The sequence below is a fragment of the Ralstonia sp. 25mfcol4.1 genome (assembly GCF_900104095.1).
GTDB lineage: Bacteria > Pseudomonadota > Gammaproteobacteria > Burkholderiales > Burkholderiaceae > Cupriavidus.
The window spans coordinates 62120-87445 of sequence record NZ_FNJO01000007.1 but is presented as its reverse complement, the minus strand read 5'-3'; the positions used below and the strand labels follow the sequence as shown (position 1 = coordinate 87445).

Annotated in this window: 23 protein-coding genes; 2 read left to right on the top strand and 21 right to left on the bottom strand. The window is 65.6% G+C overall.

Features of this window, described 5'->3' with window-relative positions; translation table 11 throughout:
• Positions 1 to 91: 91 nt before the first annotated feature.
• Complete coding sequence (locus BLQ58_RS14120; RefSeq protein ID WP_029051670.1) at positions 92 to 1042, top strand: ABC transporter substrate-binding protein; 951 nt, start codon at positions 92 to 94, stop codon at positions 1040 to 1042.
• Here the strand turns inward: BLQ58_RS14120 and BLQ58_RS14115 are convergent.
• The 19 genes from BLQ58_RS14115 to BLQ58_RS14025 all read right to left on the bottom strand — a co-directional run bounded on the left by BLQ58_RS14115 (position 1032) and on the right by BLQ58_RS14025 (position 22092).
• A complete protein-coding gene (locus BLQ58_RS14115) occupies positions 1032 to 2390 on the bottom strand; it encodes a M20/M25/M40 family metallo-hydrolase (RefSeq protein WP_092598856.1) in 1359 nt (452 codons plus the stop codon). The genes BLQ58_RS14120 and BLQ58_RS14115 overlap by 11 nt on opposite strands.
• Positions 2391 to 2542: 152 nt before the next feature.
• Positions 2543 to 3178, bottom strand: coding sequence for a protein phosphatase CheZ (gene cheZ, locus BLQ58_RS14110; protein WP_029051668.1), 636 nt, complete (start codon positions 3176 to 3178; stop codon positions 2543 to 2545).
• A gap of 15 nt (positions 3179 to 3193) precedes the next feature.
• Positions 3194 to 3580 carry a chemotaxis response regulator CheY gene (gene cheY / locus BLQ58_RS14105; protein WP_029051667.1) on the bottom strand — a complete coding sequence of 129 codons (387 nt, stop codon included), beginning with the start codon at positions 3578 to 3580 and terminating at the stop codon, positions 3194 to 3196.
• An 82-nt stretch (positions 3581 to 3662) separates the two neighbouring features.
• Positions 3663 to 4736, bottom strand: coding sequence for a protein-glutamate methylesterase/protein-glutamine glutaminase (locus tag BLQ58_RS14100; RefSeq protein WP_092598853.1), 1074 nt, complete (start codon positions 4734 to 4736; stop codon positions 3663 to 3665).
• 23 nt (positions 4737 to 4759) lie between these two features.
• Positions 4760 to 5419 carry a chemoreceptor glutamine deamidase CheD gene (gene cheD, locus BLQ58_RS14095; protein WP_092598851.1) on the bottom strand — a complete coding sequence of 220 codons (660 nt, stop codon included), beginning with the start codon at positions 5417 to 5419 and terminating at the stop codon, positions 4760 to 4762.
• Entirely contained in the window at positions 5419 to 6330 is a 912-nt protein-coding gene (locus BLQ58_RS14090) for a CheR family methyltransferase (RefSeq protein WP_092598848.1), read from the bottom strand. The genes cheD and BLQ58_RS14090 overlap by 1 nt, the downstream gene beginning before the upstream one ends.
• A 66-nt stretch (positions 6331 to 6396) precedes the next feature.
• Complete coding sequence (locus tag BLQ58_RS14085) at positions 6397 to 6891, bottom strand: chemotaxis protein CheW (RefSeq protein ID WP_029051730.1); 495 nt, start codon at positions 6889 to 6891, stop codon at positions 6397 to 6399.
• Positions 6892 to 6912: 21 nt separating this feature from the next.
• On the bottom strand, positions 6913 to 8943 hold the full coding sequence (cheA, locus tag BLQ58_RS14080) for a chemotaxis protein CheA (protein ID WP_092598845.1): 2031 nt from the start codon (positions 8941 to 8943) through the stop codon (positions 6913 to 6915).
• A 65-nt stretch (positions 8944 to 9008) separates the two neighbouring features.
• Complete coding sequence (gene motB / locus BLQ58_RS14075) at positions 9009 to 9992, bottom strand: flagellar motor protein MotB (RefSeq protein ID WP_029051525.1); 984 nt, start codon at positions 9990 to 9992, stop codon at positions 9009 to 9011.
• Between the two features lie 13 nt (positions 9993 to 10005).
• Positions 10006 to 10869: a flagellar motor stator protein MotA gene (motA, locus tag BLQ58_RS14070; protein ID WP_049815961.1), complete on the bottom strand. Its 864-nt coding sequence runs from the start codon at positions 10867 to 10869 to the stop codon at positions 10006 to 10008.
• Between the two features lie 121 nt (positions 10870 to 10990).
• Positions 10991 to 11596: a flagellar transcriptional regulator FlhC gene (flhC, locus tag BLQ58_RS14065; RefSeq protein ID WP_029051527.1), complete on the bottom strand. Its 606-nt coding sequence runs from the start codon at positions 11594 to 11596 to the stop codon at positions 10991 to 10993.
• The gene (gene flhD / locus BLQ58_RS14060) at positions 11593 to 11910 is read right to left on the bottom strand and encodes a flagellar transcriptional regulator FlhD (RefSeq protein WP_008647543.1); all 318 of its coding nucleotides are present in this window, start codon (positions 11908 to 11910) and stop codon (positions 11593 to 11595) included. The genes flhC and flhD overlap by 4 nt, the downstream gene beginning before the upstream one ends.
• 399 nt (positions 11911 to 12309) lie before the next feature.
• Positions 12310 to 13062 (bottom strand): DUF4088 family protein, encoded by a 753-nt coding sequence (locus BLQ58_RS14055; protein WP_029051528.1) that lies wholly within the window; start codon positions 13060 to 13062, stop codon positions 12310 to 12312.
• 113 nt (positions 13063 to 13175) lie between these two features.
• Entirely contained in the window at positions 13176 to 15023 is a 1848-nt protein-coding gene (locus BLQ58_RS14050; protein ID WP_029051529.1) for a methyl-accepting chemotaxis protein, read from the bottom strand.
• Positions 15024 to 15195: 172 nt separating this feature from the next.
• Positions 15196 to 16833 (bottom strand): methyl-accepting chemotaxis protein, encoded by a 1638-nt coding sequence (locus BLQ58_RS14045; protein WP_092598842.1) that lies wholly within the window; start codon positions 16831 to 16833, stop codon positions 15196 to 15198.
• Positions 16834 to 16915: 82 nt separating this feature from the next.
• Entirely contained in the window at positions 16916 to 17404 is a 489-nt protein-coding gene (locus BLQ58_RS14040) for a chemotaxis protein CheW (RefSeq protein ID WP_092598839.1), read from the bottom strand.
• Positions 17405 to 17577: 173 nt separating this feature from the next.
• Positions 17578 to 17961, bottom strand: a complete 384-nt coding sequence (locus tag BLQ58_RS14035; RefSeq protein ID WP_029051761.1) for a response regulator — start codon at positions 17959 to 17961, stop codon at positions 17578 to 17580.
• 177 nt (positions 17962 to 18138) lie between these two features.
• Positions 18139 to 20118, bottom strand: a complete 1980-nt coding sequence (locus BLQ58_RS14030) for a putative bifunctional diguanylate cyclase/phosphodiesterase (RefSeq protein ID WP_092598836.1) — start codon at positions 20116 to 20118, stop codon at positions 18139 to 18141.
• A 138-nt stretch (positions 20119 to 20256) separates the two neighbouring features.
• Positions 20257 to 22092 (bottom strand): methyl-accepting chemotaxis protein, encoded by a 1836-nt coding sequence (locus BLQ58_RS14025; protein WP_092598833.1) that lies wholly within the window; start codon positions 22090 to 22092, stop codon positions 20257 to 20259.
• Between the two features lie 554 nt (positions 22093 to 22646).
• On the opposite strand from BLQ58_RS14025, the gene BLQ58_RS14020 reads away from it, so the two are divergent.
• Positions 22647 to 22958 (top strand): H-NS histone family protein, encoded by a 312-nt coding sequence (locus BLQ58_RS14020; protein ID WP_029051751.1) that lies wholly within the window; start codon positions 22647 to 22649, stop codon positions 22956 to 22958.
• A 69-nt stretch (positions 22959 to 23027) separates the two neighbouring features.
• Here BLQ58_RS14020 and galE read toward each other — a convergent pair whose 3' ends face one another.
• Entirely contained in the window at positions 23028 to 24047 is a 1020-nt protein-coding gene (gene galE / locus BLQ58_RS14015; RefSeq protein ID WP_092598830.1) for a UDP-glucose 4-epimerase GalE, read from the bottom strand.
• A gap of 119 nt (positions 24048 to 24166) precedes the next feature.
• Positions 24167 to 25225, bottom strand: coding sequence for a tyrosine-type recombinase/integrase (locus BLQ58_RS14010; RefSeq protein ID WP_254775943.1), 1059 nt, complete (start codon positions 25223 to 25225; stop codon positions 24167 to 24169).
• Positions 25226 to 25326: the final 101 nt, after the last annotated feature.

Below are 25326 nucleotides of genomic sequence, written 5' to 3'. Positions count from 1 at the left end.
GCGAAGCATAAGAAACCGCGAAAACATTCGTTGGTCCGCGCCGGGGGCAAGCGTACGGTCTGGCTTTCCGCCATTGATTTCGTACGCACGCATGTCCAGCTCCCGCCGCCAGTTCCTGCACGCCGCCAGCGCCGGCACCTTGTCTGCCCTGTTGCCCGCCGCCGCGCGGGCCCAACCCCGCCCGGTATTGAAGGCCGGCGACCAGAAGGGCGGCCTGCGCGCGCTGCTGGAGTCGGCCGACGCTCTCAAGGGGCTGGCCTATGACATCCAGTGGACCGAATTCCCGGCTGCTGCACCGCTGGCCGAAGCGCTCAATGCAGGGGCCGTGGACAGCGGGCCCATCGGCGATGCGCCCGCCATCTTCGCGCTGGCCGCCGGTACACGCATCCGTCTGATTGGCGCCAACCGCTCGGATCCCTACGGCACCGCCGTGCTTGTGCGCCCCGATTCGCCGCTGAAGACCGCGGCCGACCTCAAGGGCAAGCGCATCGGCACCAATCGCGGATCGATCGGTCATTTCGTCGCGCTCAAGGCGCTGGCATCGGCCGGCCTGAAACCGGAGGATGCCGACTTCCGCTTCCTGCCGCCCGCGGACGCCAAGCTGGCCCTGACCAACGGCTCGGTCGATGCGTGGTCCACCTGGGAGCCCTATACGGCGATGGCCGAAACCAGCGGCCATGCGCGCGTGCTGGTGAGCGGACGGGGGCTGTGGTCGGGCCTGAGCTATCTTGCGGCAACCGACGCCGCCCTGGCCAGCAAGCGGGCCGTGCTGGCCGACTTCCTCCAGCGCGTGGTGCGCGCGCAGGTCTGGTCGTACCAGCACGTGCCCGAGTTCTCGGCCACGCTGGCGCGCATCATCGGCATTCCGCCGGAGGCGGCGCGGCTGCAGTTCGAGCGCCGCCGCACCCAGTGGCAGCCCATCGATGCGGATGTGGTGGCCATCCAGCAGCAGACCGCCGACTTCTACCTGAAGGCGGGGCTGCTCAAGCAGCGGCTGGACGTGGCCACCACGTTCGATCGCGGCTTCGCGCTCAGCGCGTAGCCGTCGGCCTGGCCGGCCGCTTTGCCAGCAGCGGGTCGCCGACGCCGTCCACGCCCACCAGGCCGAGCACCGTGGTCAGCCCCCATTGCGCGCCTTCATGGGCATTGGTGGGGTCGAACCACTCGTCGCGCGAATGCGATCCGCCCGACTTGCCGCCGCTGCCGATGATGATGGCCGGAATGCCCAGCGCCATCGGCACGTTGGCATCGGTGCTGCCGCCGCGCAGCGACGGGGCTTCCTTGCTGTGCGCCTTGATCACGCGCACGGCCGACTGCACGATCACCGAGTCAGTGGGCGTGATGCCGGCGGGCCGATCGCCGATCATGCGCGCCTGGTACGTGATTTCCTGCCCCTTGGCCGGCTTCCAGCGCGCATTTTCCTCGGCCACGCCTGCGGCGATCGCGTCCATGATGTGCTTCTCGGTTTCCAGCAGCGACGGCGTGCCGTTCGAGCGGATATCGATGGCCATGCGGGCGTCGCCGGCAATCGCGTTCACCGACGTGCCGCCGCCGACCGTGCCCACCGTGAACGTGGTCTTGGGGTCGGTGGGCGTCTTCACGTCGCCGATCTTGCCGATGGCGCGGCCCATCGCATGGATGGCGCTGGGCAGGCCGAAGGCGCCGAAGCTGTGGCCGCCGGGGCCCTTGAACGTCACTTCATAACGATGGCTGCCGGTACCCTGCGTCAGCACGCGTTCGCCGGTGCCCGGCTCAATGCCCACCATGCCATCGATATCGGGGTGATCGCGGAACACCGCCTTCATGCCGCGCAGGTTGCCCAGCTCCTCTTCGCCGACGTTGCCGACAAAGACCAGGTCACCGACGGTACGCACCTTGTTCTCGTTGAGCACCTTGAGCCATGACAGCAGCACGGCAAGCCCGCGCGTATCGTCGCCGATACCGGGCGCGTACAGCTTGCCGTCACGCGACTTCACCGTGACGTCGGTGCCTTCCGGAAAGACGGTATCGAGGTGGGCGGAGACCAGCAGCCGGGGGCCGTTGCCGGTGCCCTTGCGGATGCCGATGGCGTTGCCTTCGGCATCGATATGGGCATCGGTCAGGCCAAGCGCCTTGAGCCGGGACACGAAATACTCGGCGCGCGCCTTTTCCTTGAAGGGCGGCGCCGGGATCTCGGTCATGGTCTTGAGTTCCGCCAGCGCGCGCGCGTCGTCGGCGCGCACGTCGGCCATCAGCTTCTGGTAAAGCGGCGCGGCTTCGAGCCGGGCATAGGCACTGTCAACGTTGGGGGAAACCTGCGGGACGGTCAGCGTCTGACCCTGGGCGATGCCGGCGAATGCGCAAAGTGCGGCGGCAACGGAGACTGCAACGACGGTACGGCGAGCATGCATGGGGGCGACCCTCTGGCGGTAGGAAACCGTGGTTGCCCACGATTGTGCCAGCGAATGCGCCGCCATGTGACGGAAAACGCGCGTACGGCGCATCCTCGCGACAAGCCCGGGACGCACCGGCGAGCTTGCCGGCGCGTCCCGTTTGCCGGGGCTCAGAAGCCCAGGCTGGCCAGCAGGTCGTCCACCTGCGACTGGTCCGACACCACGTCGGTCTTGCCTTCGGGGTTGATCTGCGGACCGTTCATGAGCGTGGGGGGCGCTTCGACGCGCCGCTCGGCCGGCACGTTGTCGATCAGCACCTGCAGCAGTTCCTGCTCCAGGGTGCGGATCATGTCCATCATCTTCTTGATCACCTGGCCGGTCAGGTCCTGGAAGTCCTGGGCCATCATGATTTCAAGCAGGTGGCTGCCGGTCGCCTTGGCCTTCTGCGGAACGTCGGTCAGGAATTCTCGTGTGTCCAGCACCAGTGCGCGGGCGTCGCCCAGCTCCACGGGTTGCGCGAACCACTCGTCCCAACGCTTGTCCAGCGCGGTGGCCTTGCTTTCCAGATCTTCCTGCAGCGGCTGCGCCAGTTCGACGGCGGTGAGCGTGCGCTCGGCCGCCTGCTCGGTCATGGCGGCAATGTAGCTCAGGCGGTCGCGTGCATCGGGAATGGCCAGGGCGGCCTTCTCGATTTCCTTGTCGAGCCCCAGCTCCCGCATGTTGTCGCGCAGCATTCGCGTCAGGTTGCCGATGCGATGGATAATCTGCTCGGCCGATTCTTGGCTGAAAGTCGGAGTCGTCGACATGTCGCGTACCTCTTCTTATTGAGCCAGCTTCTCGAAGATCTTCGTGATCTTTTCGTCCAGCGTCGCGGCGGTGAACGGCTTGACCACATATCCATTGGCGCCAGCCTGCGCGGCCGCAATGATGTTTTCCTTCTTGGCCTCGGCCGTCACCATCAGCACCGGCGTCTTGGCGATCTCGGGAATCGCACGGATCGATTGCAGCATGGTCAGGCCGTCCATGTTCGGCATGTTCCAGTCCGACACCACGAACTGGAAGCTGCCGTCCTTGACTTTTTCCAGGCCGGCGGCGCCGTCTTCGGCTTCCTCGACGTTGGTGAACCCCAGCTCCTTGAGCAGGTTGCGAATGATCCGACGCATGGTCGGGAAGTCATCGACCACGAGGATCTTGATGTTCTTGTCCACTTTACGGCTCCAAAACGGTTGCGGATGACACGGCCATCCGGTTGTTGTTGCTGATCTGACCTCTCGCGCGCGAGATCCAGGACTACACGCGCTGCGCCCGTGCGCCAAACGTGGCCAGGTGCGCCATGACGCGCTGGCTCATCTGGTTCAGGGGCACTACTTCATGCACGCCGCCGGTGGCGATAGCCTCCTTCGGCATGCCAAACACGATGCAGGACTGTTCGTCCTGCGCCAGGTTGTACGATCCGGCCTCGCGCATGCGCAGCATGCCGCGGGCGCCGTCCTTGCCCATGCCGGTCAGGATCACGCCCGTCACGTTCTTGCCGCCGTGGATCGCAGCGGAATCGAACAGCACGTCCACCGATGGACGATGCCGGTTAACCGGCGCTTCCTGCGACAGGTGCGCCACGTAGTTGGCACCGCTGCGCGCCAGCAGCAGGTGGGAGTCGCCCGGCGCGATGTACGCGTAGCCTGGCAGCACGCGCTCGCCGTGCTCCGCTTCCTTGACCGTGATGCGGCACAGGCCGTTCAGGCGCTGCGCGAACGACTTCGTGAAGCCGGCCGGCATGTGCTGCACGATCATGACTGCCGGCGAATCGGGCGGCAGCGGCATCAGGAATTCCTTGATGGCTTCGGTGCCGCCGGTCGATGCGCCGACGATGATCAGTTTTTCGGTCGACAGCAGCGGCGCGCGCAGCATCGGCGCCGCCGGCGCGCTGCCCGCGGCAGCTTCGGACCGGGCGCGCACGCGTGCCCGTGACGCCGCGCGCAGCTTGTCGGCGATCGTGTCGGTGTATTCGATCAGGCCCTCGCGGATGCCGAGCTTGGGCTTGGTCACGAAATCGACCGCGCCCAGCTCCAGCGCGCGCATCGTGATTTCCGACCCGCGTTCGGTCAGCGAGGACACCATCAGCACCGGCATCGGCCGCAGGCGCATCAGGCGTTCCAGAAAGTCGAGCCCGTCCATCCGTGGCATTTCCACGTCCAGCGTCAGCACGTCCGGGTTCAGGCGCTTGATCATGTCACGCGCCACCAGCGGGTCGGGGGCGGTACCCACCACCTCCATGTCCGGCTGGCTGTTGATGATCTCCGTCATCAGGCTGCGAATCAGCGCGGAATCATCCACGCACAGCACCTTGATCTTCGCGGCGGTCATGTTCGTCTCTACGTCTTCAGTTTTCAGGTCGGCAACTTGGCCGATGCCTGCCGCGTAAACAAAGCCACGGCACCACGGGTGGGCGCCTTTGTGGATGTGGACAGCGCGCGTGCCAGGGCACGCTCGTCGCGCTCCACGCCAACGGTATCGTCCGAGCGGGTCAGCCGGCGCACCAGCGCCAGACCCGTGCCGGGAAAATAGCTGACGCGTCGCGCATGCGGCCCGCGCAGGTCCTGCGCGGCCACCCGTATCTCTTCGGTGCGCAAGTACTTCAGTACGAAATCGGCATTCCGGTCCCCAATATTGAGGGTCGTCATGTTTGCCAGTACCGCGCCGCCGCCAAATACCTTGGCTTCCAGGCGCTCGCGCCGGGCGCCCATCTTCAGCAGTTCATTGATCAGCACTTCCAGCGCGTAGCAGCCGTAGCGCATCGACGCCGACAGCATGCGGTCGGGGCCGGCGTTCTCGTCATCAGGCAGCATGAAATGGTTCATGCCGCCCACGCCGGCCACTTCGTCGCGGATGCATGCGGCCACGCACGATCCCAGCACCGTGGTCAGCACCACGTCATCGCCGGTCACGTAGTATTCGTTGGGCAGCAGCTTGATGGCCTGCTTGCCGAATTCGCGATCGAAGTACTTTCGCGTGGCAATGGCCTCGGGCATCTGGGGGGTGCCGCGCATCATGCGCCTCCGCCTTTGCCCGCCAGTTCATACACGGTCTGTCCGCGCAGCTGGAACGCGCGCGTGACATACGAGAAATTCTCCGAATGGCCGGCAAACAGCAGGCCGTTCGGCTTGAGCAACGGTGCAAACCGCTCCAGGATGCGGCCCTGGGTCGGCTTGTCGAAATAGATCATCACGTTGCGGCAGAAGATCGCGTCGAACTTGTCGCGAATGCCCCAGTCGGGCGCCAGCAGGTTCAGCGGCTCGAACGCGATGGTCGATGCCAGCTCCGGCTTGACCTTGACCGAGCCCGCGCGCGCGCCCGTGCCCTTCAGGAAGAAGCGCTTGAGCTGCTCCTGCTGCAGCCGGGACACCTGCTCGGTCGTATAGACGCCGGCGCGGGCCTTGGCCAGCACCTGGGTGTCGATATCGGTGGCCAGCACGGTCCCGGCGCGGTCGCCCAGCGCCTCGGCCAGCGTGATGGCAATCGAATACGGCTCCTCGCCGGTCGACGCCGCCGCGCACCAGACGCTGTAGGGCCGCCCAGTCTTCTTTGCGTGCTCGGCCAGCAACGGGAAGTGGTGCGCCTCACGGAAGAATGACGTGAGGTTGGTGGTCAGCGCGTTGGTGAAGTACTCCCACTCGTCGGAGCGATCGTCCGATTCGAGCAGTTCCAGGTAGGAGCCGAAGTCGCTCAGCTGCAGCGAGCGCAGCCGCCGCGCCAGACGGCTGTACACCATCTCGCGCTTGTGGCTGCCCAGCGAGATGCCGGCGCGCTTGTGGATCAGCGCGCGCACCTTCTCGAAGTCGCGCTCGGTCAGCAGGAAGTCACGCATGTCGTCGCGCAGGGGCGCCAGCACCGGCGTCGCCGTGCTGGCGGCCGCGCCTGGCTTCCCGGTGGCGCTGGAGGAAGAACGGAGCGGCGTCATGAGTGTATGTCGTCAGGGTTGCCGATGATCGGCGGTACAGGCAGTTGGGGGCGATCCGGTGCGCGCTCAGGCGAACTCGGCTTCGATCAGTTCCATCTCGGCGCTGGTCATCATGCGTTCGATGTCGATCAGGATCAGCATCCGGCCTTCCACCGAACCGAGGCCGGTCAGGTGCTCGTTGGATACCGACACGCCGAATTCCGGCGCGGCCTTGATGTCGTCGCCGGTCAGCGTGAGCACGTCCGACACGCCATCGACGACGATGCCGACCACGCGCCCCGCCACGTTCAGGATGATCACCACGGTCTGGTGGTCATAGCGCACGTTGGCGAGGTTGAACTTCAGGCGCAGGTCCACGATCGGCACGATCACGCCGCGCAGGTTCGTCACGCCCTTGATGAAGTCGGGCGCGTTGGCAATGCGGGTTACCGTCTCGTAGCTGCGGATTTCCTGCACCTTGAGGATGTCGATGCCATATTCCTCGGTGCCCAGCGTGAAGACCAGGTATTCCTGGCCAGAGGCTTCGCTGCCCTGGGTATCGATGTGTCCGATGCCGGCCATGTCTGTTCTCCTTGCTGTCGATTACAGTGCCACCGCCATGTCCTGGCGGCGCACGCCGGTGCGCTGCAGCGCGGCCACGTCCACGATCAGCGCGACGCTGCCGTCGCCCAGGATCGTCGCAGCCGAAATGCACGGCACCTTGCGGTAGTTGGTTTCGAGGTTCTTCAGTACCACCTGGTGCTGGCCGATCAGCTGGTCCACCAGGAGCGCAAAACGCTTGCCTTCGGCGGCCAGGATCACGGCGATGCCCTGCGTGGGTTCCTGCACTGCGTTGGCCACGTTGAAGACCTTGTGCAGTTCCAGCAACGGCAGGTATTCGCCGCGCACGTTCATCACACGCTCGCCGTTGGCGGCGGTGTGCACGTCGTCGGCCTTCGGCTGCAGCGACTCCATCACGCAGTTCAGCGGCAGGATGAACGTCTCTTCGCCGGTGCGCACCGACATGCCGTCCAGGATGGCCAGCGTCAGCGGCAGCACGATGCGGGTGGTGGTACCCAGGCCCTGGCGCGAGCTGATCTCGACATGCCCGCCCATTTCCTGGATGTTCCGCTTGACCACGTCCATGCCGACACCACGGCCCGACACGTCGGTCACCACCTCGGCAGTCGAGAAGCCAGGCGCGAAGATCAGCTGCCAGACTTCGTCGTCGGGCATGCTTTCGGACACGCCCGGCAGGTTGTTCTGCAGGGCCTTGGACAGGATGCGGTCGCGGTTCAGGCCGCCACCGTCGTCGCTCACTTCGATGACGATGTTGCCGCCGGCGTGCTGTGCCGACAGGATCAGCTGGCCGGTCGGCTCCTTGCCAGCCGCCACGCGCTTCTCGGGCGTTTCGATGCCGTGGTCGAGGCTGTTGCGCACCAGGTGCGTCAGCGGGTCGATGATCCGTTCGATCAGGCTCTTGTCCAGTTCGGTCGCCTTGCCGAACGTGACCAGGTCGATCTGCTTGTTCAGCTTGCTGGCCAGGTCGCGCACCAGACGCGGGAAGCGCGAGAACACGTAGTCCATCGGCATCATGCGGATCGACATCACCGCTTCCTGCAGGTCGCGCGCGTTGCGCTCCAGCTGGCCCATTCCCGAGAACAGGCGGTCGAACAGTACCGGGTCCAGCGACGAAGCGGTCTGTGCCAGCATCGATTGCGTGATGACCAGTTCGCCCACCAGGTTGATGATCTGGTCGACCTTCTCGGTCGGCACGCGGATCGAACCCGAATCGGGGCCATGCGCGGCGGCGGCTGCCGCAGGCTTGGCCTTTTCCTTTTCCTTGTCCTTGGCTGCCGGGGCGGCGGCCGGCGCAGCAGCGGCCGGGGCCGGCGCGGCAACGGGCGCAGGCGCCGGTGCGGGCGCGGCGGCGGCCGGAGGATCGCCGGCTGCCACCGCTTCCACGACGATCTGCTTCTCGTCGATCACGAAGCAGCAGACCGCGATGATGTCGTCGGTGCCGCACTGGCTGTTCAGCCAGATGGTCAGGTCGCCGTCGGCCTCTTCCTGGCCCGTGATCTCGCCCAGGTTGGCCAGTTCCTCGCGCAGCAGTGCCTGGTCACCGGCCGACACCTTGATCAGGCGAACCTTCAGGTTGCCGCCGGCCGTTGCGGCGGCCGGTGCGGGTGCTGCCACGGGCGCGGGTGCGGGGGCCGGAGCGTGGGCCGCTTCGCCGCCGGCTTCCTGGGCCAGCTGCTGCAGGACGGCGCAGATGCGCTTGAACGTTTCCGGATCGGGTTCGGTGCCGTTGCGATAGGCGTTGAGCTGGTCTTGCAACACGTCCTTGGTTTCCAGAAAGGTGTCGATGATGACCCGCGTGAGGGCCAGTTCCCGCCGACGCGTGCGGTCGAGCAGGTTCTCAAAGATGTGCGTGGTCTCGGTCAGGGCCGTGAAGCCGAACGTCGCGGCACCGCCCTTGATCGAATGCGCGGCACGAAAGATCGCATTGAGTGCTTCGGCATCGGGGGACTCGATGTCCACCTCCAGCAGCAGCTGCTCCATTTCTACGAGCAGTTCTTCTGCCTCCTCGAAGAAGGTCTGGTAAAACTGCGTGATATCGATATCGACAGACATGATCGTCCTGGCTCGCTAGATTTCTGGGAAGACACGCCACCCACCGCGGCGGCGCGCCCTCGTTCCTACTTGCCCTTGGGCGCGTTGGCGGGGCTTGCCGCGGGCGCCGGTGTGGCTTCCGCCTGCGACGGCACCTGCGACTGAAGCTCTTCGGCCATGCGTCCCTTCTGCGCCTGCACCGAAACGTCCGCCGCGCTGGCGTTCTCGGACTCGAACTGGGCCTGCGCACGCTTGTTGAGCACCACAATGCTGATGCGACGGTTGGTCGGCGCCAGCGGTTCGTTCTTCTCCAGCGGCATGGTGTCGGCCAGGCCCAGCACGCGCAGCACCTTGCCTTCCTGCATGCCACCGGCGATCAGTTCCTGGCGCGACGCGTTGGCGCGGTCCGCCGACAGTTCCCAGTTGCTGTATGCGCGCTCGCCCATCATGTAGGTGGCCGAGTCGGTATGGCCCGACAGGCTGACCTTGTTCGGCATCTCGTTGAGCACCGGGCCGATTTCGCGCAGGATGGCACGCATGTACGGTTCCACGGCGGCGCTGCCGGTACGGAACATCGGCCGGTTCTGCGTATCCAGGATCTGGATGCGCAGGCCCTCGCTGGTGATGTCCAGCAGCAGCTGCGGACGGAACTGGCGCAGCGTGGGGTTGTTGTCGATGATCTGCTCGAGACGGCCCTTGAGCGCGCGCAGGCGCTCGCTGTCCATCTGGTCGCGGCGGCGCTGGGCGTCCGCCGGATCGTTGGTCAGGGCCTTCATGACCTCGCCGTCCTTGGCCATCGGATCCTTGCCGCCGCCGGGGATGACGCTCTTCGACAGGCTGCTCTTGTCGCCGCCGACCACCGCCACCTTCAGCGGCGTCTTGAAGTACTCGGCCACGCCCACGAGCGTCTTCGGTGAAGACGAGCTCAGCAGCCACAGCACCAGGAACAGCGCCATCATGGCCGTCATGAAGTCGGCGTAGGCGATCTTCCAGCTGTGGTTGCCGTGCGGCTTGGCGTGTGACTTCGCCTTCTTGATGATGATCGGACGCAGGTCCTGGGCGCTGCTCATGGCTGCTCTCCCGTCAGGTCAGGCTCTTGACTTCACGCACGTGGTCGTCGAGCTCGAGGAACGACGGACGTACCGTGGAGTACAGCACCTTGCGGCCGAATTCCACCGCCACCAGCGGTGCGTAGCCATTGAGCGATGCCAGCAGCGTGACCTTGATGCACTCGTACATCTTGATGCTCTCGGACACCTGGTGCTCGACCCGCGACGCCAGCGGCGACACGAAGCCGTAGGCCAGCAGAATGCCCAGGAACGTACCGACCATGGCGTGGGCGATCAGGGCGCCCAGTTCGGCCGGCGGCAGGTCGGCCGAGGCGAGTGCGTGCACCACCCCCATCACCGCGGCCACGATGCCGAAGGCGGGCAGGCCGTCGCCGACGCGCGACAGCGCATGGGCGGGAATCTCGGCTTCGTGGCGGAACGTTTCGATTTCGTGGTCCATGAGCGCCTCGATCTCGAAGGCGTTCATGTTGCCGTTGACCATCATGCGCAGGTAGTCGGTCAGGAACTCCATCATCTTGGCGTCGGCCAGGATGCGCGGGTACTGACTGAAGACACTGCTCGATGCGGGATCGGCAATTTCCTTTTCGAGGAACAGGATGCCCTCGCGGCGTGCCTTGGACAGCAGCACGTACAGCAGCGCCATCACGTCCAGGTACAGTTCCTTCTTGTACTTGGAGCCCTGCAGCAGCGAAGGCATGGCCTTCATCGTGGCCTTGATGGCCTTGCCGCTGTTCGAGCTGATGAATGCGCCGACGGCGGCACCGCCGATGATGATGAGCTCCGCCGGTTGATAAAGCGCGCCCATATGTCCGCCGGTGAGGGCGTACCCGCCCAACACCGCCACGACTACGACGACATAGCCAATAACTACTAGCACGATCGGATCCCCGTCTGAAAAACACGCGTCAGGCACGCACTGGGCATCCGGTGCGGACGAGCGGGGTCACCGCCCGCCGTTACCGGGGCCCACCTGCCACGCGGACGTCAGGCCCGGTGAATCAGGCTTGCGTCTGCGCGGATGCGGCGTCCTTCGAGAGCTTCTTCACCTTTCCGGCGCGCGAAGGCGGGCGGCACAGGCTGCAGACGAAGTTCGCGTGCGGCTCATAGGCATGCGTCACGAACTGACCGCCGCAACAGGTGCACGAGGAAAGCTGCAGCATGTTGCTCTCGAAAAACCGTACTAACGTCCAGGCACGGGTGAAACTTAAGACGATTTCGCCACCGAGCAGCGAAACGTGCTCGAGGTACAGACGGTAAGCGGCCACTACGGCACGAATGCCCGACGTCTCGCCTTCCTGCACCATGAACTGGTACGCGGAGAAGAACAGCGACGAATGGATATTCGGCAGCCAGGTGGTGAACCAGTCCGTCGAGAACGGGAGCATGCCCTTGGGCGGCGATGCGCCGCGCAGCTCCTTGTAGAGGCGGATCAACCGGTCGCGCGAGAGCGTGGTCTCGGCTTCCAGCACCTGCAGGCGCGCGCCCAGGCCGATCAGCTCGATGGCAAGCTGGGTCTGGTTGGCATCCTGCAGGACGCTCTTGCGGTTGGGGACGGGAGTGGCCGTGAAACTGCGGGCCGGCTGGGCCTGGAGAAGCGCGGTCAATTGAGCGACTCCACAGGTTGCCGGGCCAGCAGGATAGCAGCGTGGATCTGCTGCATATCATGGCTCTTGGCCGTGTGTGTGAGGGTGGACAGCAACGCGTGATCGTCGAAGCGGAAACGGCACAGCACCATGTTCGATGCAGCCAGCTTGACGAGTTGCGCCGAGGTCAGCTTGGCGAGGATCTCAGCAATTTCCTTGCTGACACCAAGCCTGAACATGGCTTCCACCTGGTTTTCGCGCACCAGTCGTTGCGCAAGCAGAAGATAGGCGAGGTTGACCTCCCTGATCTCCTGGAGAACTTCACTGCTTTCCAATTTTTCCCCGCTACCAAAAAACCCCTCGACCGCTTGTCCGGCGCTTACCAGCAAGGAAACCCCTGCCGGCGACCAGATCGTTTGTTGCGTGTTCGAGTGGGTACGACGTACTACGAAAGGAACTTCGCCCGGTTACACCTAAACTCTGAAACGTTACAGATGTTACAGAGTGTAAGTGAAACTGTTACGTTTATATCGGCATTCCGCCTTCGATGCCAATCCCTACTTACGTTGGGGATTGGCGAATGTCGTAAAGAAAAGACATGGACCCCGAAGTTTGTAACAGCCAATGTGACTATCTTCTGATTTTCATCAAAGCTGTCACAGTTTGTGCACTGAACGGAAACGGGTTTCCGACGGTGGACACGCAACGCACGAAAGGGGGGTTGCTGGTTTCCACTATTGACGAACGAGCGCACCTTGGCTAAACACGCGACGCAACCACGCGGCCAGCCGCGCAAACACGTCATCGGGTGCTTCCCGGAACAAATGCGGACGCGCGCGCTCTACCTGCTCCAGCACGCGCGCGGCCTCCTCTGCGCTCACCGACCCATACTCCAGCGCCAGCCCCAGCAGCGCGCGCAACTCGCCCACCTTGCTGCGGCCAAGCGCCTCGCTCTCCTCGGTCTGCAACGCGTACATGACGTCGTAGGCGCGCTGCCGCAAGCTGTCCGCGATGCGCCAGGCAGGCGTGCGCATGCGCTCTTCGATCGTGCGCACGTCGACGGCAGAGGCCGATATCTGGGCCGCCAGCGCCTCGGTGAACGCGGCATCGGCGCCCGCTTCGGACAGGATGTTCGCGGCCCACTCCCGCGCATGCTCCACGCGCTGCTGGGACGTCCAGTCAGGCTGCACGGCCAGCGCGAAGCCGAAGCGCTGCGCATCGCGCATGAGCGCGGCCAACGCGTTCGGCAACTGCTTGTCGAAGACCTTCCGCGCCCAGCCGTACTCGCCGCTGGCCAGCAGGCGCATGACGGCGCGTTCGGTGAGTGGGCCGTCCTGCTGGATCAGCCGCGCGCGCAGGAAATCGTCGAACGCAGGCGGAATGAACTGCGGGTCGAGTCCTGTGGAAACTTTTACAAACGCATCGAAGTCCGCGCGCAGCCGCGCTGCGGCTTCGGCCGACAGGGACAGACTGATGTCGGTGTTCATGGTGTTCTGCAGACGAGTGAACGCCCCGGCGCAACAATTACAACGCTGTGCCGGGGCGCTGTCGTCTTTTCAGACGACGATTATTTGGCGGTCGGAAGTCGTCCCGATGACGCTCAGAAGGCGCTCCAGTCGCCGTTGTCGGATGCCGGGCTGGCGGACGCAGCCGCCGTCAGCGCCGGGCGCTTCTTCTGTGTATCGGCATCCTCGCCGGCAACTTCAGCCACAGCCGGTGTGGCGGCCACCAGCGCGGTGCCGGCCCTGGCCGGCTTGCCCCGCTTGCTGCCCTTGGCCACACGGTTCACCGGGGCCTTGGCGGCGGGCTTGACCACCGAGCGCACGGCGGGCGCCGGGGCGGCGAGCATCGGCGCCGAGGCCGCCGCTGCATCGTCGTGCGACAGGCGGAAGCCCGACACCGAGTCCAGCAGACGCGAAGCCTGGTCCTGCAGCGAACCGGCTGCCGCCGCCGCCTGCTCCACCAGCGCCGCGTTCTGCTGCGTCACTTCGTCCATCTGGGCCACGGCCTGGTTGACCTGCTCGATGCCCGAGCTCTGCTCGGCCGATGCGGCGCTGATCTCGCCCATGATGTCGGTCACACGCTTCACGGCCTGCACGATCTCGTCCATCGTCGTGCCGGCCTGGCTCACCAGTGCCGCGCCGGTGTCCACCTGCGCCACCGAGTTGTCGATCAGCGTCTTGATTTCCTTGGCCGCATTGGCGCTACGCTGCGCCAGGCTGCGCACCTCGCCGGCCACCACGGCAAAGCCGCGGCCTTGCTCGCCCGCACGGGCGGCTTCCACGGCAGCGTTCAGCGCCAGGATGTTGGTCTGGAAGGCGATGCCCTCGATCACGCCGATGATGTCGACGATCTTGCGCGATGCGTCGTTGATCTCGCCCATGGTGTCCACCACGCGGCCCACCACCTCGCCACCGCGCACGGCCGTGTCCGACGCATTGGCCGCCAGGCCGCTGGCCTGACGGGCATTGTCGGCGTTCTGGCGCACGGTGCTGGTCAGCTGCTCCATGCTCGAAGCCGTTTCCTCCAGCGAGGCAGCCTGCTGTTCCGTGCGCTGCGACAGGTCGTTGTTGCCCGCGGCAATCTCGCGCGAGGCCGTGCCGATCGATTCGGCCGATTCCTTGAAGTCGCGGACCATTGACGACAACTGCTGCTGCATCTGGCTGATCGCGTGCAGCAGGCTGTGGTCGTCGCCACGGCGCAGCTCCACCCTGGCCGAGAAGTCGCCATCGGCAATCTGCGCGGCGATCGACGCGGCATAGGCCGGTTCGCCACCGAGCTGGCGCGACAGCTGGCGTGCCAGGAACCAGCCCAGCAGCACCGAGATCACCAGCCCGCCCAGCACCAGCAGCAGCATCAGCACGCGCGAGCTGTTGTAGACGCTGGTCGACTCTTCCATGTTCGACCTGGCGCGGTCGTCGCGCCGCTTGACCATCTTGAACAGCACATCTTCCAGCGCGCGGCTTTCCTTGAGCAGGTCGGCGCTTTCCGTGAAGACCGTGCTTTCGAACTGCGACGTGTCCAGCGGCTGCTTGCTCACCAGTTCCACATACTTGGTCATGCGGTCGCGGAACGGCGGCACCAGCGCTTCATACTGCTTGAACAGCGCCTGGCCTTCCGGCTGGCTGAACGATTCCTTTGCAGTTTTTACGCGCGCCTCCATCGTCGTCAGCGATTTCTGGATCTCTTCCTTCTCGGTCGCGCGTTCGCCCATGGTCGATGCCGACAGCAGCGCGATCTGGGCGCGGCTGGCATAGACCAGGTTGATGTTGCCGTCCTGCACGGCCTTCAGCGCCTGCAGGTCGGTGTTGTAGATCTTGCCGGTCCATTCCGCCATGCGCCCCATGTTGACCACGCCCAGCAGGCCGATGACGGCGCCGATCACCGATACCACCAGGAAGCCGGCGATCAGCCTGGTCGTAACGCGTAGTTGATTGAACCACTGCATAGAACTACCCCCTTCTTCTGTCAGAAATGACCGGGATGGGCGATGCCACCCGGGTTGTTGTCGCGGCCGCCTGCGTGGGCGGCTGTTCTACCCCGTTCCTGATGCCGCGTGTTTTGGCGCGGCCCTTTTTGAAACGGCCCTTGCCCTGCCGGGCGCGGGCCTGCTCCCCACTTCAGCCAGCCGCCTCCGCCATCGTCTCCATCTGGCGCTGGCGCGCGGGCCGGACCTCGGCCTGCGTGCTCACGCGGAAGGTGGAGATCGACTCGCGCAGGCGGTCGGCCTGTTCTTCCAGTGCGCCGGCCGCCGCAGCGGCCTGCTCCACCAATGCTGCGTTCTGTTGGGTGCCTTCGTCCATCTGCGCCACGGCTTCGTTGACCTGCTCGATGCCGGCGCTCTGCTCCGCCGATGCCGAACTGATGTCGCCCATGATGTCGGTCACGCGTTTGACGGCCTGGACGATCTCGTCCATCGTCGCGCCGGCCTCGCCTACCTGCGCCGCGCCGTTTTCCACGCGCGACACGGTGTTGCCGATCAGGCCCTTGATTTCCTTGGCCGCGTTGGCGCTGCGCTGCGCCAGGCTGCGCACCTCGCCTGCCACCACGGCAAAGCCGCGGCCCTGCTCGCCGGCACGCGCCGCCTCCACGGCTGCGTTCAGCGCCAGGATGTTGGTCTGGAAGGCAATGCCCTCGATCACGCCGATGATGTCGACGATCTTGTGCGATGCCTCGTTGATTTCGTTCATCGTCTGCACCACCCGCCCCACGGCCTCGCCGCCGCGTACGGCCGTCTCCGACGCATTGGCGGCCAGGCCCGTGGCCTGGCGCGCGTTGTCGGCGTTCTGGCGGACCGTGCCGGTCAGCTTCTCCATGCTCGAAGCCGTTTCCTCCAGCGAGGCGGCTTGCTGTTCGGTGCGCTGCGACAGGTCGTTGTTGCCGGCGGCCACCTGGTGCGTGGCCGTCGAGATGCTGGTCATGCCTTCCTGAATGTCATGCACCACCGACAGCAGGCTGCGCTGCATCGTGCGCATGGCGCGCGCCAGCGCACCCACTTCGTCGCCGGCCTTGTGCTCGAACGTCGTGGTCAGGTCACCGGCGCCCATGCGCAGCGCAAAGTCGAGCATCTCGCCGACCGGCTTTTCCACGCGCGACACCAGCATCGCGGCCGAAGCCATCGACGAGATCACGGCCAGCGCGAAAGTGCCCCAGAGCCACGGCCACATCTGGGCGGCAGCGTCGGCGGACATCCAGTGCACGCCGGCCAGCGCCAGCAGGAACCATGCGAGCCCGGCCACCTGGGCCCAAAGAATGCGGCGGCGCAGGTTCAGGCGGGTCAGGCGCCCGAATAAGCCGGCCACGCCGGTCCGCACCACGGCCCCGTCGCGGATTGCCAGCCCGGCGGCGCGATGCTCGCGAAACCGCTTGTAGGCGGCCTCGGCCGCGTCGATCTGCTCGCGCGACGCCATCGACCGCACCGACGTATAGCCGATGATGCGGCCGGCCACGCGGGTCGGCGTGACCGTGGCCTGCACCCAGTAGTGGTCGCCGTCCTTGCGGCGGTTCTTGACGATGCCGACCCACGACTTGCCGGCCTGGATCGACGTCCAGAGATCGGCAAACGCTTCGGGCGGCATGTCCGGGTGGCGCACCAGGTTGTGCGGTGCGCCCAGCAGCTCTGCCGACGAGAAGCCGCTGGTCTCCACGAACGCCCGGTTTGCGAACGTGATGCGACCCTTGAGGTCGGTTCGGGAGATCAGGTAATCGTCCGGCGAGAGCGGATGCTCGCGCTGCGTGACAGGCTGGTTGTTGCGCATGGGTACTCGAACTGCGTTGAAGGCTCCGGCACCGGCGCCCCGCATTCGCGCGGGCGCTACGGGCCGCTTGTTACGGTGTGGGTCAGGCGGTGCCGGCCGCGGCGTCGAGCGCCGCGAGGTCGTCAACGTTCATCAGCTTCTCGATATCGGTCAGGATCAGCATGCGACCCTCCAGAGAGCCAAGCCCGCGGATATAGTCGGTGGCCACGCCGCCGGACAGCGTCGGCGCCGGCTTGATCTGCGACGGGGTCAGCGTGAGCACGTCGGATACGCCGTCAACCACGATGCCCGTCGTGCGTTCATGGATATCGACGATGATCACCACCGTGTACTGGTCGTAGCTGATTTCGGCCTGGTTGAACTTGATGCGCAGGTCGATGATCGGGACGATGGTGCCGCGCAGGTTGACCACGCCCTTCAGGTAGTCAGGCGCGTTGGCGATCTGCGTGACCGATTCGTAGCCACGGATTTCCTGGACCTTGAGGATGTCGATGCCGTATTCCTCGCGGCCGAGCCGGAAGGCCAGGAATTCTTCTCCCGCGCCGTCCGCGCGGTTGTTGCTGGTATTCATGTTGCCCCCGCTGGCAAGGTTGGTCGTGGCCGGGGTAAGCGTGCCCCTGGCTGCTGGCGACCCGAGGCGGTCTGCCGGCCTGCAGCCCAATGGGCCGAGCCGGACCACCTGCTATGGCCCTCCAGTATTTACGGCACGATGCGGGGTGAATTAAGGACGACTTGGCGCCCGGCTTACCCCTCCGTGGGAGGGTCCAGCAGCGCGTGGACGGAGGCCAGCAGGTCTTCCGGATCGAAGGGCTTGGCCAGGAACCCCGACGCGCCGGCCTCGCGGGCCTGGTCCAGGATGCGTTCGTCGTGCTCGGTCGAGAGCATCAGGATCGGCATCGACGCATAGGCCGGGGTGGCGCGCAGCGCGCGGATCAGCGACAGGCCGTCCATGACGGGCATCACCTGGTCGGTGACCAGCATGCCGAACTGCCCTTCCATGGCCACCTCGTGTGCCTCCTTGCCGTCGGCCGCCTCGGTCACCGTGAATCCGCCCGCGCGCAGGCAGGCGACCGTCATGCGGCGCAGGGATGGCGAATCGTCAACGACTAGGATGTGCGGAAGGGACATCGGGGACTCCGTATGGGTTGGTCCGCCAGTGGCAAGGCAGCACGGCCGGCGACGGACAGGCCAGCAGGCCAGGGCGTGCGACATCCGGCCTGCGCCACTGCCCTGTCACCTTCATAACGACACGCCAGGCGCGCGCTTTAGCGTTATTGACAATTATTCACTTTTTGCAGGGCCGGATCAGGCGCGCAGCGGCTGGGCGCCATGCAATTGATCGGCAAACGCCGGAGCGTCGAGCGGCATGGCCATCAGGTAGCCCTGCACCTCGTCGCAGCCCATGCCGTGCAGGATGTCCAGCTGCGAAGCCGACTCCACGCCTTCGGCAACCACCTTCATGCGCAGTTCGTGCGCCAGCGCCACCATCGACCCGACGATCGCCCGGCCCTGCGGGTCGGCGTCCAGCCCGCCGATCAGCGTGCGGTCGATCTTGAGCGTGCCCACGCGCAGCCGCTTCAGGTAGCCCAGGCTCGAGTAGCCGCTGCCGAAGTCGTCCAGCGCCACGTGGATGCCCAGCGACTGCAGCTCGGCCAGCGTCTCCATCGACTTGCCGATGTCCTTCATGGCGGCCGTCTCGGTAATCTCGAGCGTGATGGCCGACGGCGGAATGTCGTGCTGGTGAATCTGTTCGAGCAGGTACTGCGGGAAGTTGCGGCTGGCAAAGCGCAGCCCCGACACGTTGATGGCCACCGGCACCGTCTGCAGGCCCGCGTCCTGCCACGCGCGCACCTGCGCGCAGACCGTCGAAATGACCCAGTCGTCGAGCTTGTCGATCTGGCCCGACTGCTCGGCCACCATGATGAACTCGGCAGGATTGACCGGGCCCAGCGTCGGATGCCGCCAGCGGCACAACGCCTCGGCCCCCACCACCCCACGCGACTTCACGTCGTATTTCGGCTGGTACATCAGCGACAAGGCATCGTCCTGGATGGCCGGCCAGAGATCGCGGCGGATGACGCGCATGCGGCGCGCCCGTTCGCCGGCGGCGGAATTGAACACGCGCATCTGGTTCGACCCGCTTTCGCGTGCCTCCGACAGGCTGACGCGCGCCGCCTGCATCAGCGATTCCGACGTGGCCGCGTCGCGCGGATAGATGGCGATGCCGATGTTCACGCCGATCTGCATCTGCAGCCCGCGCGCCGCCACGAATTCGGACAGCGACCCCAGCACGCGCGCGCCCAGTTCGTGCGCCCGGCTGTGCTGCACCAGTTCGGGCACGCCCACCGCGAATTCATCGCGCGCCAGCCTGGCCAGGAAATGATGCGGTTCCAGCGCGGCCTGGGCCAGCGCGCCGGCATCCTGGGCCAGGATGTCGTCGGCGCGGACTTCGAAGACTTCGTCGACTTCACGGAAGTCGGCAATATGGATCAACAGCACGGCGCAGGCGGTTTCCGACAGGCGGGCGTGCGCGATGGTCTGGTCCAGCCAGCGCGCGAAGGCGGTGCGGTCGGGCAGGTCTTCGTTGCTGACGCTGTATTCGCCCACGGGCGGCTGGTCGCGGCCCGACGAGCGTACGGTCAGCCCACCCATCCGACCGTGGCCGCGCCGCACCAGGCGCGGCTCGCCGGCACGCGCGGCAACCGGGAATTCGTCAGAGGCGTCGTCGGCGAGCGCCCCCTCGGCATAGGCCCCGGCCCATCTGCGCGACTGGATGCGATGCATCGCATAGAGCGCGGAGCACAGCAGCGCCAGCCCGCCGGCCAGCCACGCCGATCCATGCAGGCCGGCCACGTCCAGACAGTTGCGCGGCGACATGGACAGCCCGCCGCAGGCCCGGCCCAGCCGTGCGCCGGCCACCGCCACCAGGCCGGCACCCGCCAGCATGGCCGTGACGATGGCGACCTGCCAGCCACGGCTGCCCTGGCGCATCCAGTGCCAGGCAGGGGCAATCAGGTGCGACGCGGCCAGGCTTGCCGCCAGCGTCGCGGCGAAGGTTGCGGCCACGTCGGCGCCGCGGTTGGCCGCCGTCAGCGTGCCCGAAGCCACCGCCACCCAGAGCGGCATGCCCGTGGTGGCCTGCGACAGGAGCGCGGCCGACCACGCCAGCGATCGGACAGCCTTGCGCCCCGGCTCGCCATCCGGCTTGGCAGCGCGCATGCCTCGCGCGGCAACGACGCCGAGCGCGGCTGCAAGCAGCAACAGGAGGGTATTCGTGGCAATCATTGGGGCTGCGCGAAGGGAAACGGCAAGGGCGCGGGGAACACCGGGATGCGGGACAGACAAAACCCCGCATCATGGCATCTTGCGCGCTCCGTGTGAACCTTGTGGCACTCAGTCCGGATTATGTCGGGCTCGAAACAATCAGAAGGCGGCCCAGTTGTCGTCCGCGTTCGACGCGCCAGCCGGCTGGTTCAGCGCGGGGCGCAGCAGCTTTGGCTCGCGGGTCTTGCGCACCACGGGCGGACGCTTGGCGGCGGGACGCACGGGCGCACGTTCGTGAGCGCCGGCGACGGCGGTGGACCTGCCCGTTGCGGCGGGTGCGGCCGATGCGGCCGATGCAACCGGGGCGGCCACGGGCTGGGCCGGAGCCAGCGCATGCGCGGGCCGTGACGGCGCTGCCAGCAGGCGCGTCGCGCCGCCGTCGGACGCCAGCGAGAACACCGACACCACGCTCTTGAGCTTCTGCGCCTGTTCTTCCAGCGCGCCCGCGGCGGCGGCGGCTTCTTCCACCAGTGCCGCGTTCTGTTGAGTGACCTGGTCCATCTGGGCCACGGCCTGGTTCACCTGCTCGATGCCGGTGGTCTGTTCCTGCGACGCGGCGCTGATCTCGTTCATGATGTCCGTCACGCGACGCACGGCCTGCACGATCTCGCCCATGGTGTTGCCGGCTTCGGCCACCAGCTTCGTGCCGCTTTCCACGCGCTGGCCGGATTCACTGATCAGCGATTCGATTTCCTTGGCGGCATTGGCGCTGCGCTGCGCCAGGCTGCGCACCTCGCCGGCCACCACGGCAAAGCCGCGGCCTTGCTCGCCCGCACGGGCGGCTTCCACGGCGGCGTTCAGCGCCAGGATGTTGGTCTGGAAGGCGATGCCTTCGATCACGCCGATGATCTCGACCACCTTGCGCGATGCGCCGTTGATCTCGTTCATGGTGTCCACCACGCGGCCCACCACGTCGCCGCCCTTCATGGCGATCTGCGATGCCTCGCCGGCCAGCACGCCGGCCTGACGGGCGTTGTCGGCGTTCTGGCGCACCACGGTGGTCAGTTCTTCCATGCTGGCGGCGGTCTGCTCCAGCGAGGCGGCCTGCTCTTCGGTACGTTGCGACAGGTCGGTATTGCCCGCCGAGATCTGCTGGGTGGCCGAGGCAATCGAATCGGTGCCGGTACGCACCTCCGACACGATGCCCGACAGGCTGTCCTGCATCCTGGCCAGCGCCTGCATCATGCGGCCCACCTCGTTCTTCGACATGCTGCTGATGCGCGACGTCAGGTCGCCGGCGGCCATGCGCTCGAACACCGACAGCGCCTCTTCCACCGGTCGCACGATGGCGCGGTGGAGCATCATGGCGGCCACCACGGCAATGACCAGGCCGAAGACGATCAGCAGGATCGACATCGTGCGGATCGCTTCAAACCGGGACTGGGCCGCTTCGAAGTTCGCCTTGCCGGCTTCCATCTGGAATTTCTCCAGCTTTTCGTGCGCGGAGGACATGCTGCGCTGCAGTTCCGGCATGACTTCGCGCGCAATGCGCAGGGCTTCCTCTCGGTTTCCGGAGGTCAGCGCCTGCTGCCACCTGGCTACGCCCGCCTCGAAGAACTCCTGGCGTTTCGCGGCCAACGCGGTGGCCAGCGTCTTTTCCTCGTCGTTCTGCGGCAACGCCGAATAGCGCTTCCAGCCCTTTTCCGACGACTCGACGAAGACCTTCGAGCGTTCGACGTGCTTGTTCATGTCCTCGCCCTCGCTGCCGGGCATGACGGTACGGTCCAGCGCCAGGCGCAGGCGCGTGGTGCCGATCATCGCCTCGGCCAGTGCCTGGGACGAAGCCAGCTGGTTGGCGTAGGTCTCCTTCAGCGCATCATTGGATTGCGAAATACCGTGCAAGCCTGCCCCGCCCACAACCAGCAGGATGCCTCCCAACGCGGCCATGGCGCCCCGCAAGAGGGTCTTGATCTGAATATTCTGATGAAAGGACATGATGTGCTGATCATTAGGAGATAACCCGAAGCCACTCCCCTGCTTCGGTCCGGCAGACCGACACCCCGTACGGCCCGCTCAGGACTCGATAACGGCCAGCGCCCAGCCTTCCTTGAGTTGCGCGGCAAATGGCTTTCAGGCATGGCGGGTGATGCACTTTGCACTGTCCGGAATATGGCGCGTACGGCACCAGGGCGGGCTTCCCCGGCACAGGCGGCGCAAATGAATATCGCCACCCTGCGGAATTCAGCGTTCGCTGAAAGACCCTTGCATCAGAACGGAATGGTTATTTTCGGCATTAAGTTTCGATTCATGTTTTCCGATTGATGGGTGCGCCGTACACCGCCGTGCGGCCGGCGCCCGGCTGGGGCATTCCGCCACACCAGCACGCGTGCACAACCGACTATCGCCCTTGTCATAAGTTCAGTAATTCTTCCTAATTGAGATTTTTCGTATTTTTTGGCTTGCGGCCGCAAAGCATTTGCAGCACGGCCCACAGTGGTTATAATGCTTTTCGTCAATTCACGGACCCACCAGTAAATCGAGGGATACAAATGGCGACATATCAGGAAATCGTTCAGAAAATCAGCGAACTGCAGCGGCAGGCCGAAGAGATCAAGGCGCGCGAGCAAGCGACGGTGATCGCCGAGATTCGCGAGAAAATCGAACAATTTGGCCTGACCGCCGAAGATCTCGGATTTGGTGGCAAAGGCGTGGCCGGCAAGAAGGCCACTACCGCACGCAAGGTTCCGGTCCGTTATCGCGATAGCGCCGGCAATACCTGGACCGGCCGCGGCAAGCGTCCGGGCTGGCTGACCCAGGCACTGGCGAATGGCAAGTCGATGGAAGACTTCCTGATTCGCTAAGCCGCGACGCCACGCGCGCGAGCAAAGAAAAACCGGGCCAAGGCCCGGTTTTTTATTGTCGAGTGCCGCTCAGGCGGAAAACCCCTTGGGATTCATCGACTGCCAGCGCCATGAATCCTCGCACATCCGGTCCAGATCGTGGCGGGCCTGCCAGCCCAGCAGCTGCTGCGCCAACGCCGGATCGGCATAGCACGAGGCAATGTCGCCCGGACGCCGCTCGACGATCTGATAGGGTACGGCGCGCCCGCTGGCACGTTCATAGGCCTTCACTACCTCCAGGACGCTGTAGCCACGGCCCGTGCCGAGGTTGACGGTCATCCCGCGCGGGTGCTGGCGAAGGTAGTTCAGCGCCGCGACATGGCCATCGGCCAGGTCGCAGACGTGGATGTAGTCGCGCACCCCGGTTCCGTCGACGGTGGGGTAATCGCCACCGTAGACACTGAGTTTTTCGCGGCGTCCGCCTGCCACCTGGGCCACGTAAGGCATCAGGTTGTTCGGAATGCCGCCAGGGTCCTCGCCAATCAGGCCGCTTTCATGTGCCCCGACCGGATTGAAATACCGTAGAAAAGCGATACGCCATTCCGGATCGGATTTTTCCAGATCTCGCAGGATCTGCTCGCCCATCAATTTGGTCTGCCCGTAGGGATTGGTGGCCGATAGCGGGAAATCCTCGAGAATAGGCACCGTATGCGGATTGCCATAGACCGTGGCCGACGAACTGAACACCAGTTGCCGCACGCCAGCCGCCTGCATGGCGCTGCATAGCGTGATCATGCCTTCGAGGTTGTTTCCGTAATATTCGAGCGGCTTGCTGACCGATTCGCCCACGGCCTTCAGCGCCGCAAAATGAATCGCACCGGCAATCTCGTGCTCGGCAAACAGGCGGTCCAGCAGCGCGCGATCGCGCACATCGCCTTCGACGAAATTCGGCGTGGTGCCAGTAATGCGGGCCAGCCGGCTCACCACCTCGCGGCTGCTGTTACACAGATTATCAAGTCCGATCACTTGATAGCCCGCCTCATGCAACGCCACCCAGGTGTGCGAGGCGATATATCCGGTTGCGCCGGTCAGCAATAACGTTTCAGCCATGGAAATTGTCAGGTCGGTAAGTATTTCAGGACGCTGGCCGAATCCGGATCGGGATTCGCGCGTCGATCCGACATCTTATCCCACCCCTATTACGGCCGCGTCCGGCATTCAAATGATTCTCAGGATTCCGGGGCGCGCGCGGCCTGGGGCGCCATCAGAGGCAACCCTGCGCGGGCCTGCCACGCCTCGTAGGCCGCGTGCAGCCGCCAGCCCGATTCGAGATCGCGCATGCCCAGCAGCTGGGCCACGGCGGCCGGCGTGGTACCGGCATCGAAATGCATGGCGCCACACGTATTGCGCAGCGTTTGGGGGGACGCCCGCTCGCTGCGTCCGGCCAGCACGCCGGCCTCCTCCAGCAGGATTTCAATGCGGCGATAGATCGACGCTGCATGCATCGGCCGGCCGTTGGCCATCGCCGGGAATACCAGGTCGCCCAAAGAGTCCGCCGCCTGACGCACCGCCAGCCACCGGCGCAGCGGCGCATGGGCGAAGCCAAACAGCGGCACCATATAAGTACGCCCGTTATCGGGGCGAACCATGCGGATGGCCATGGCACCGCCGTCGATGCCTTCGATGGCATCCAGGCGCAACGCGCGCACCTCGGCAACCTTCAGGCCGCCGCCCAGCAAGGTGGCAAGCAGCGCCACATCGCGGGCACGCTTCCAGGCTGTCGGGGACATGTCGCCCCTGGCATCCTTGCCGCTTGGCAATTCCGGCTGGGGGGCCAGGATGCGGGCCACCAGCAGGTCGCGCTCGCCTGGCAGCAGGAAGGCGGTGGGATCGTTCTCGCCGTCGGCCAGATGCGCCTTGACCGCCTGGCTGGCCGGATTGTGCAAATTCTGTTGCAGTGTAGCCAGGTGATGGAAGATCCGCTCTATCAGTCGCGCATATCGATAGCGGTGTCGCTTGTGCAGATTCTGCGCATCGAGAAAGGCGCCGATCTGGGCGGCCGACCATTTCAGTGGCGGCAGACCCTGTTCGGCGGACCAGCGCAGCAACTTGCCCCACATCGCGCGGTACACGATGGCCGTGCCGGGGCGAAAGCCATGCCGCGCCAGCCAGCCATCGAATGCACGTTCGGGCTGCCGATACCAGGCGGCAAGGTCGGCATCGAACAGGTCGTCGGACACCGGCTGCGCCCCGCCGGCCTGGCGGGCGTCGATCGCGGGGTGAGTCACCACTTCTTCTCCTGCATGGCGCTAAGGCAATGGGGCCATTGTAGACAATGCGCCACTGGCCGCTGCGGCGGTGCCGCAAATAGTCATTGCAACCAGTTGCA

Excerpts from the sequence above, each read along its gene's own strand:
- BLQ58_RS14035 (WP_029051761.1), bottom strand. The coding sequence starts at position 17,961 with ATGTCCCTTCCGCACATCCTAGTCGTTGACGATTCGCCATCCCTGCGC.
- galE (WP_092598830.1), bottom strand. The coding sequence starts at position 24,047 with ATGGCTGAAACGTTATTGCTGACCGGCGCAACCGGATATATCGCCTCG.
- BLQ58_RS14020 (WP_029051751.1), top strand. The coding sequence starts at position 22,647 with ATGGCGACATATCAGGAAATCGTTCAGAAAATCAGCGAACTGCAGCGG.
- cheD (WP_092598851.1), bottom strand. The coding sequence starts at position 5,419 with ATGCGCGGCACCCCCCAGATGCCCGAGGCCATTGCCACGCGAAAGTAC.
- BLQ58_RS14115 (WP_092598856.1), bottom strand. The coding sequence starts at position 2,390 with ATGCATGCTCGCCGTACCGTCGTTGCAGTCTCCGTTGCCGCCGCACTT.
- cheA (WP_092598845.1), bottom strand. The coding sequence starts at position 8,943 with ATGTCTGTCGATATCGATATCACGCAGTTTTACCAGACCTTCTTCGAG.
- BLQ58_RS14085 (WP_029051730.1), bottom strand. The coding sequence starts at position 6,891 with ATGGCCGGCATCGGACACATCGATACCCAGGGCAGCGAAGCCTCTGGC.
- BLQ58_RS14040 (WP_092598839.1), bottom strand. The coding sequence starts at position 17,404 with ATGAATACCAGCAACAACCGCGCGGACGGCGCGGGAGAAGAATTCCTG.
- BLQ58_RS14025 (WP_092598833.1), bottom strand. The coding sequence starts at position 22,092 with ATGTCCTTTCATCAGAATATTCAGATCAAGACCCTCTTGCGGGGCGCC.
- BLQ58_RS14120 (WP_029051670.1), top strand. The coding sequence starts at position 92 with ATGTCCAGCTCCCGCCGCCAGTTCCTGCACGCCGCCAGCGCCGGCACC.
- BLQ58_RS14050 (WP_029051529.1), bottom strand. The coding sequence starts at position 15,023 with ATGCAGTGGTTCAATCAACTACGCGTTACGACCAGGCTGATCGCCGGC.
- BLQ58_RS14100 (WP_092598853.1), bottom strand. The coding sequence starts at position 4,736 with ATGACCGCCGCGAAGATCAAGGTGCTGTGCGTGGATGATTCCGCGCTG.
- BLQ58_RS14090 (WP_092598848.1), bottom strand. The coding sequence starts at position 6,330 with ATGACGCCGCTCCGTTCTTCCTCCAGCGCCACCGGGAAGCCAGGCGCG.
- BLQ58_RS14045 (WP_092598842.1), bottom strand. The coding sequence starts at position 16,833 with ATGCGCAACAACCAGCCTGTCACGCAGCGCGAGCATCCGCTCTCGCCG.
- BLQ58_RS14030 (WP_092598836.1), bottom strand. The coding sequence starts at position 20,118 with ATGATTGCCACGAATACCCTCCTGTTGCTGCTTGCAGCCGCGCTCGGC.
- motB (WP_029051525.1), bottom strand. The coding sequence starts at position 9,992 with ATGAGCAGCGCCCAGGACCTGCGTCCGATCATCATCAAGAAGGCGAAG.
- cheZ (WP_029051668.1), bottom strand. The coding sequence starts at position 3,178 with ATGTCGACGACTCCGACTTTCAGCCAAGAATCGGCCGAGCAGATTATC.
- BLQ58_RS14055 (WP_029051528.1), bottom strand. The coding sequence starts at position 13,062 with ATGAACACCGACATCAGTCTGTCCCTGTCGGCCGAAGCCGCAGCGCGG.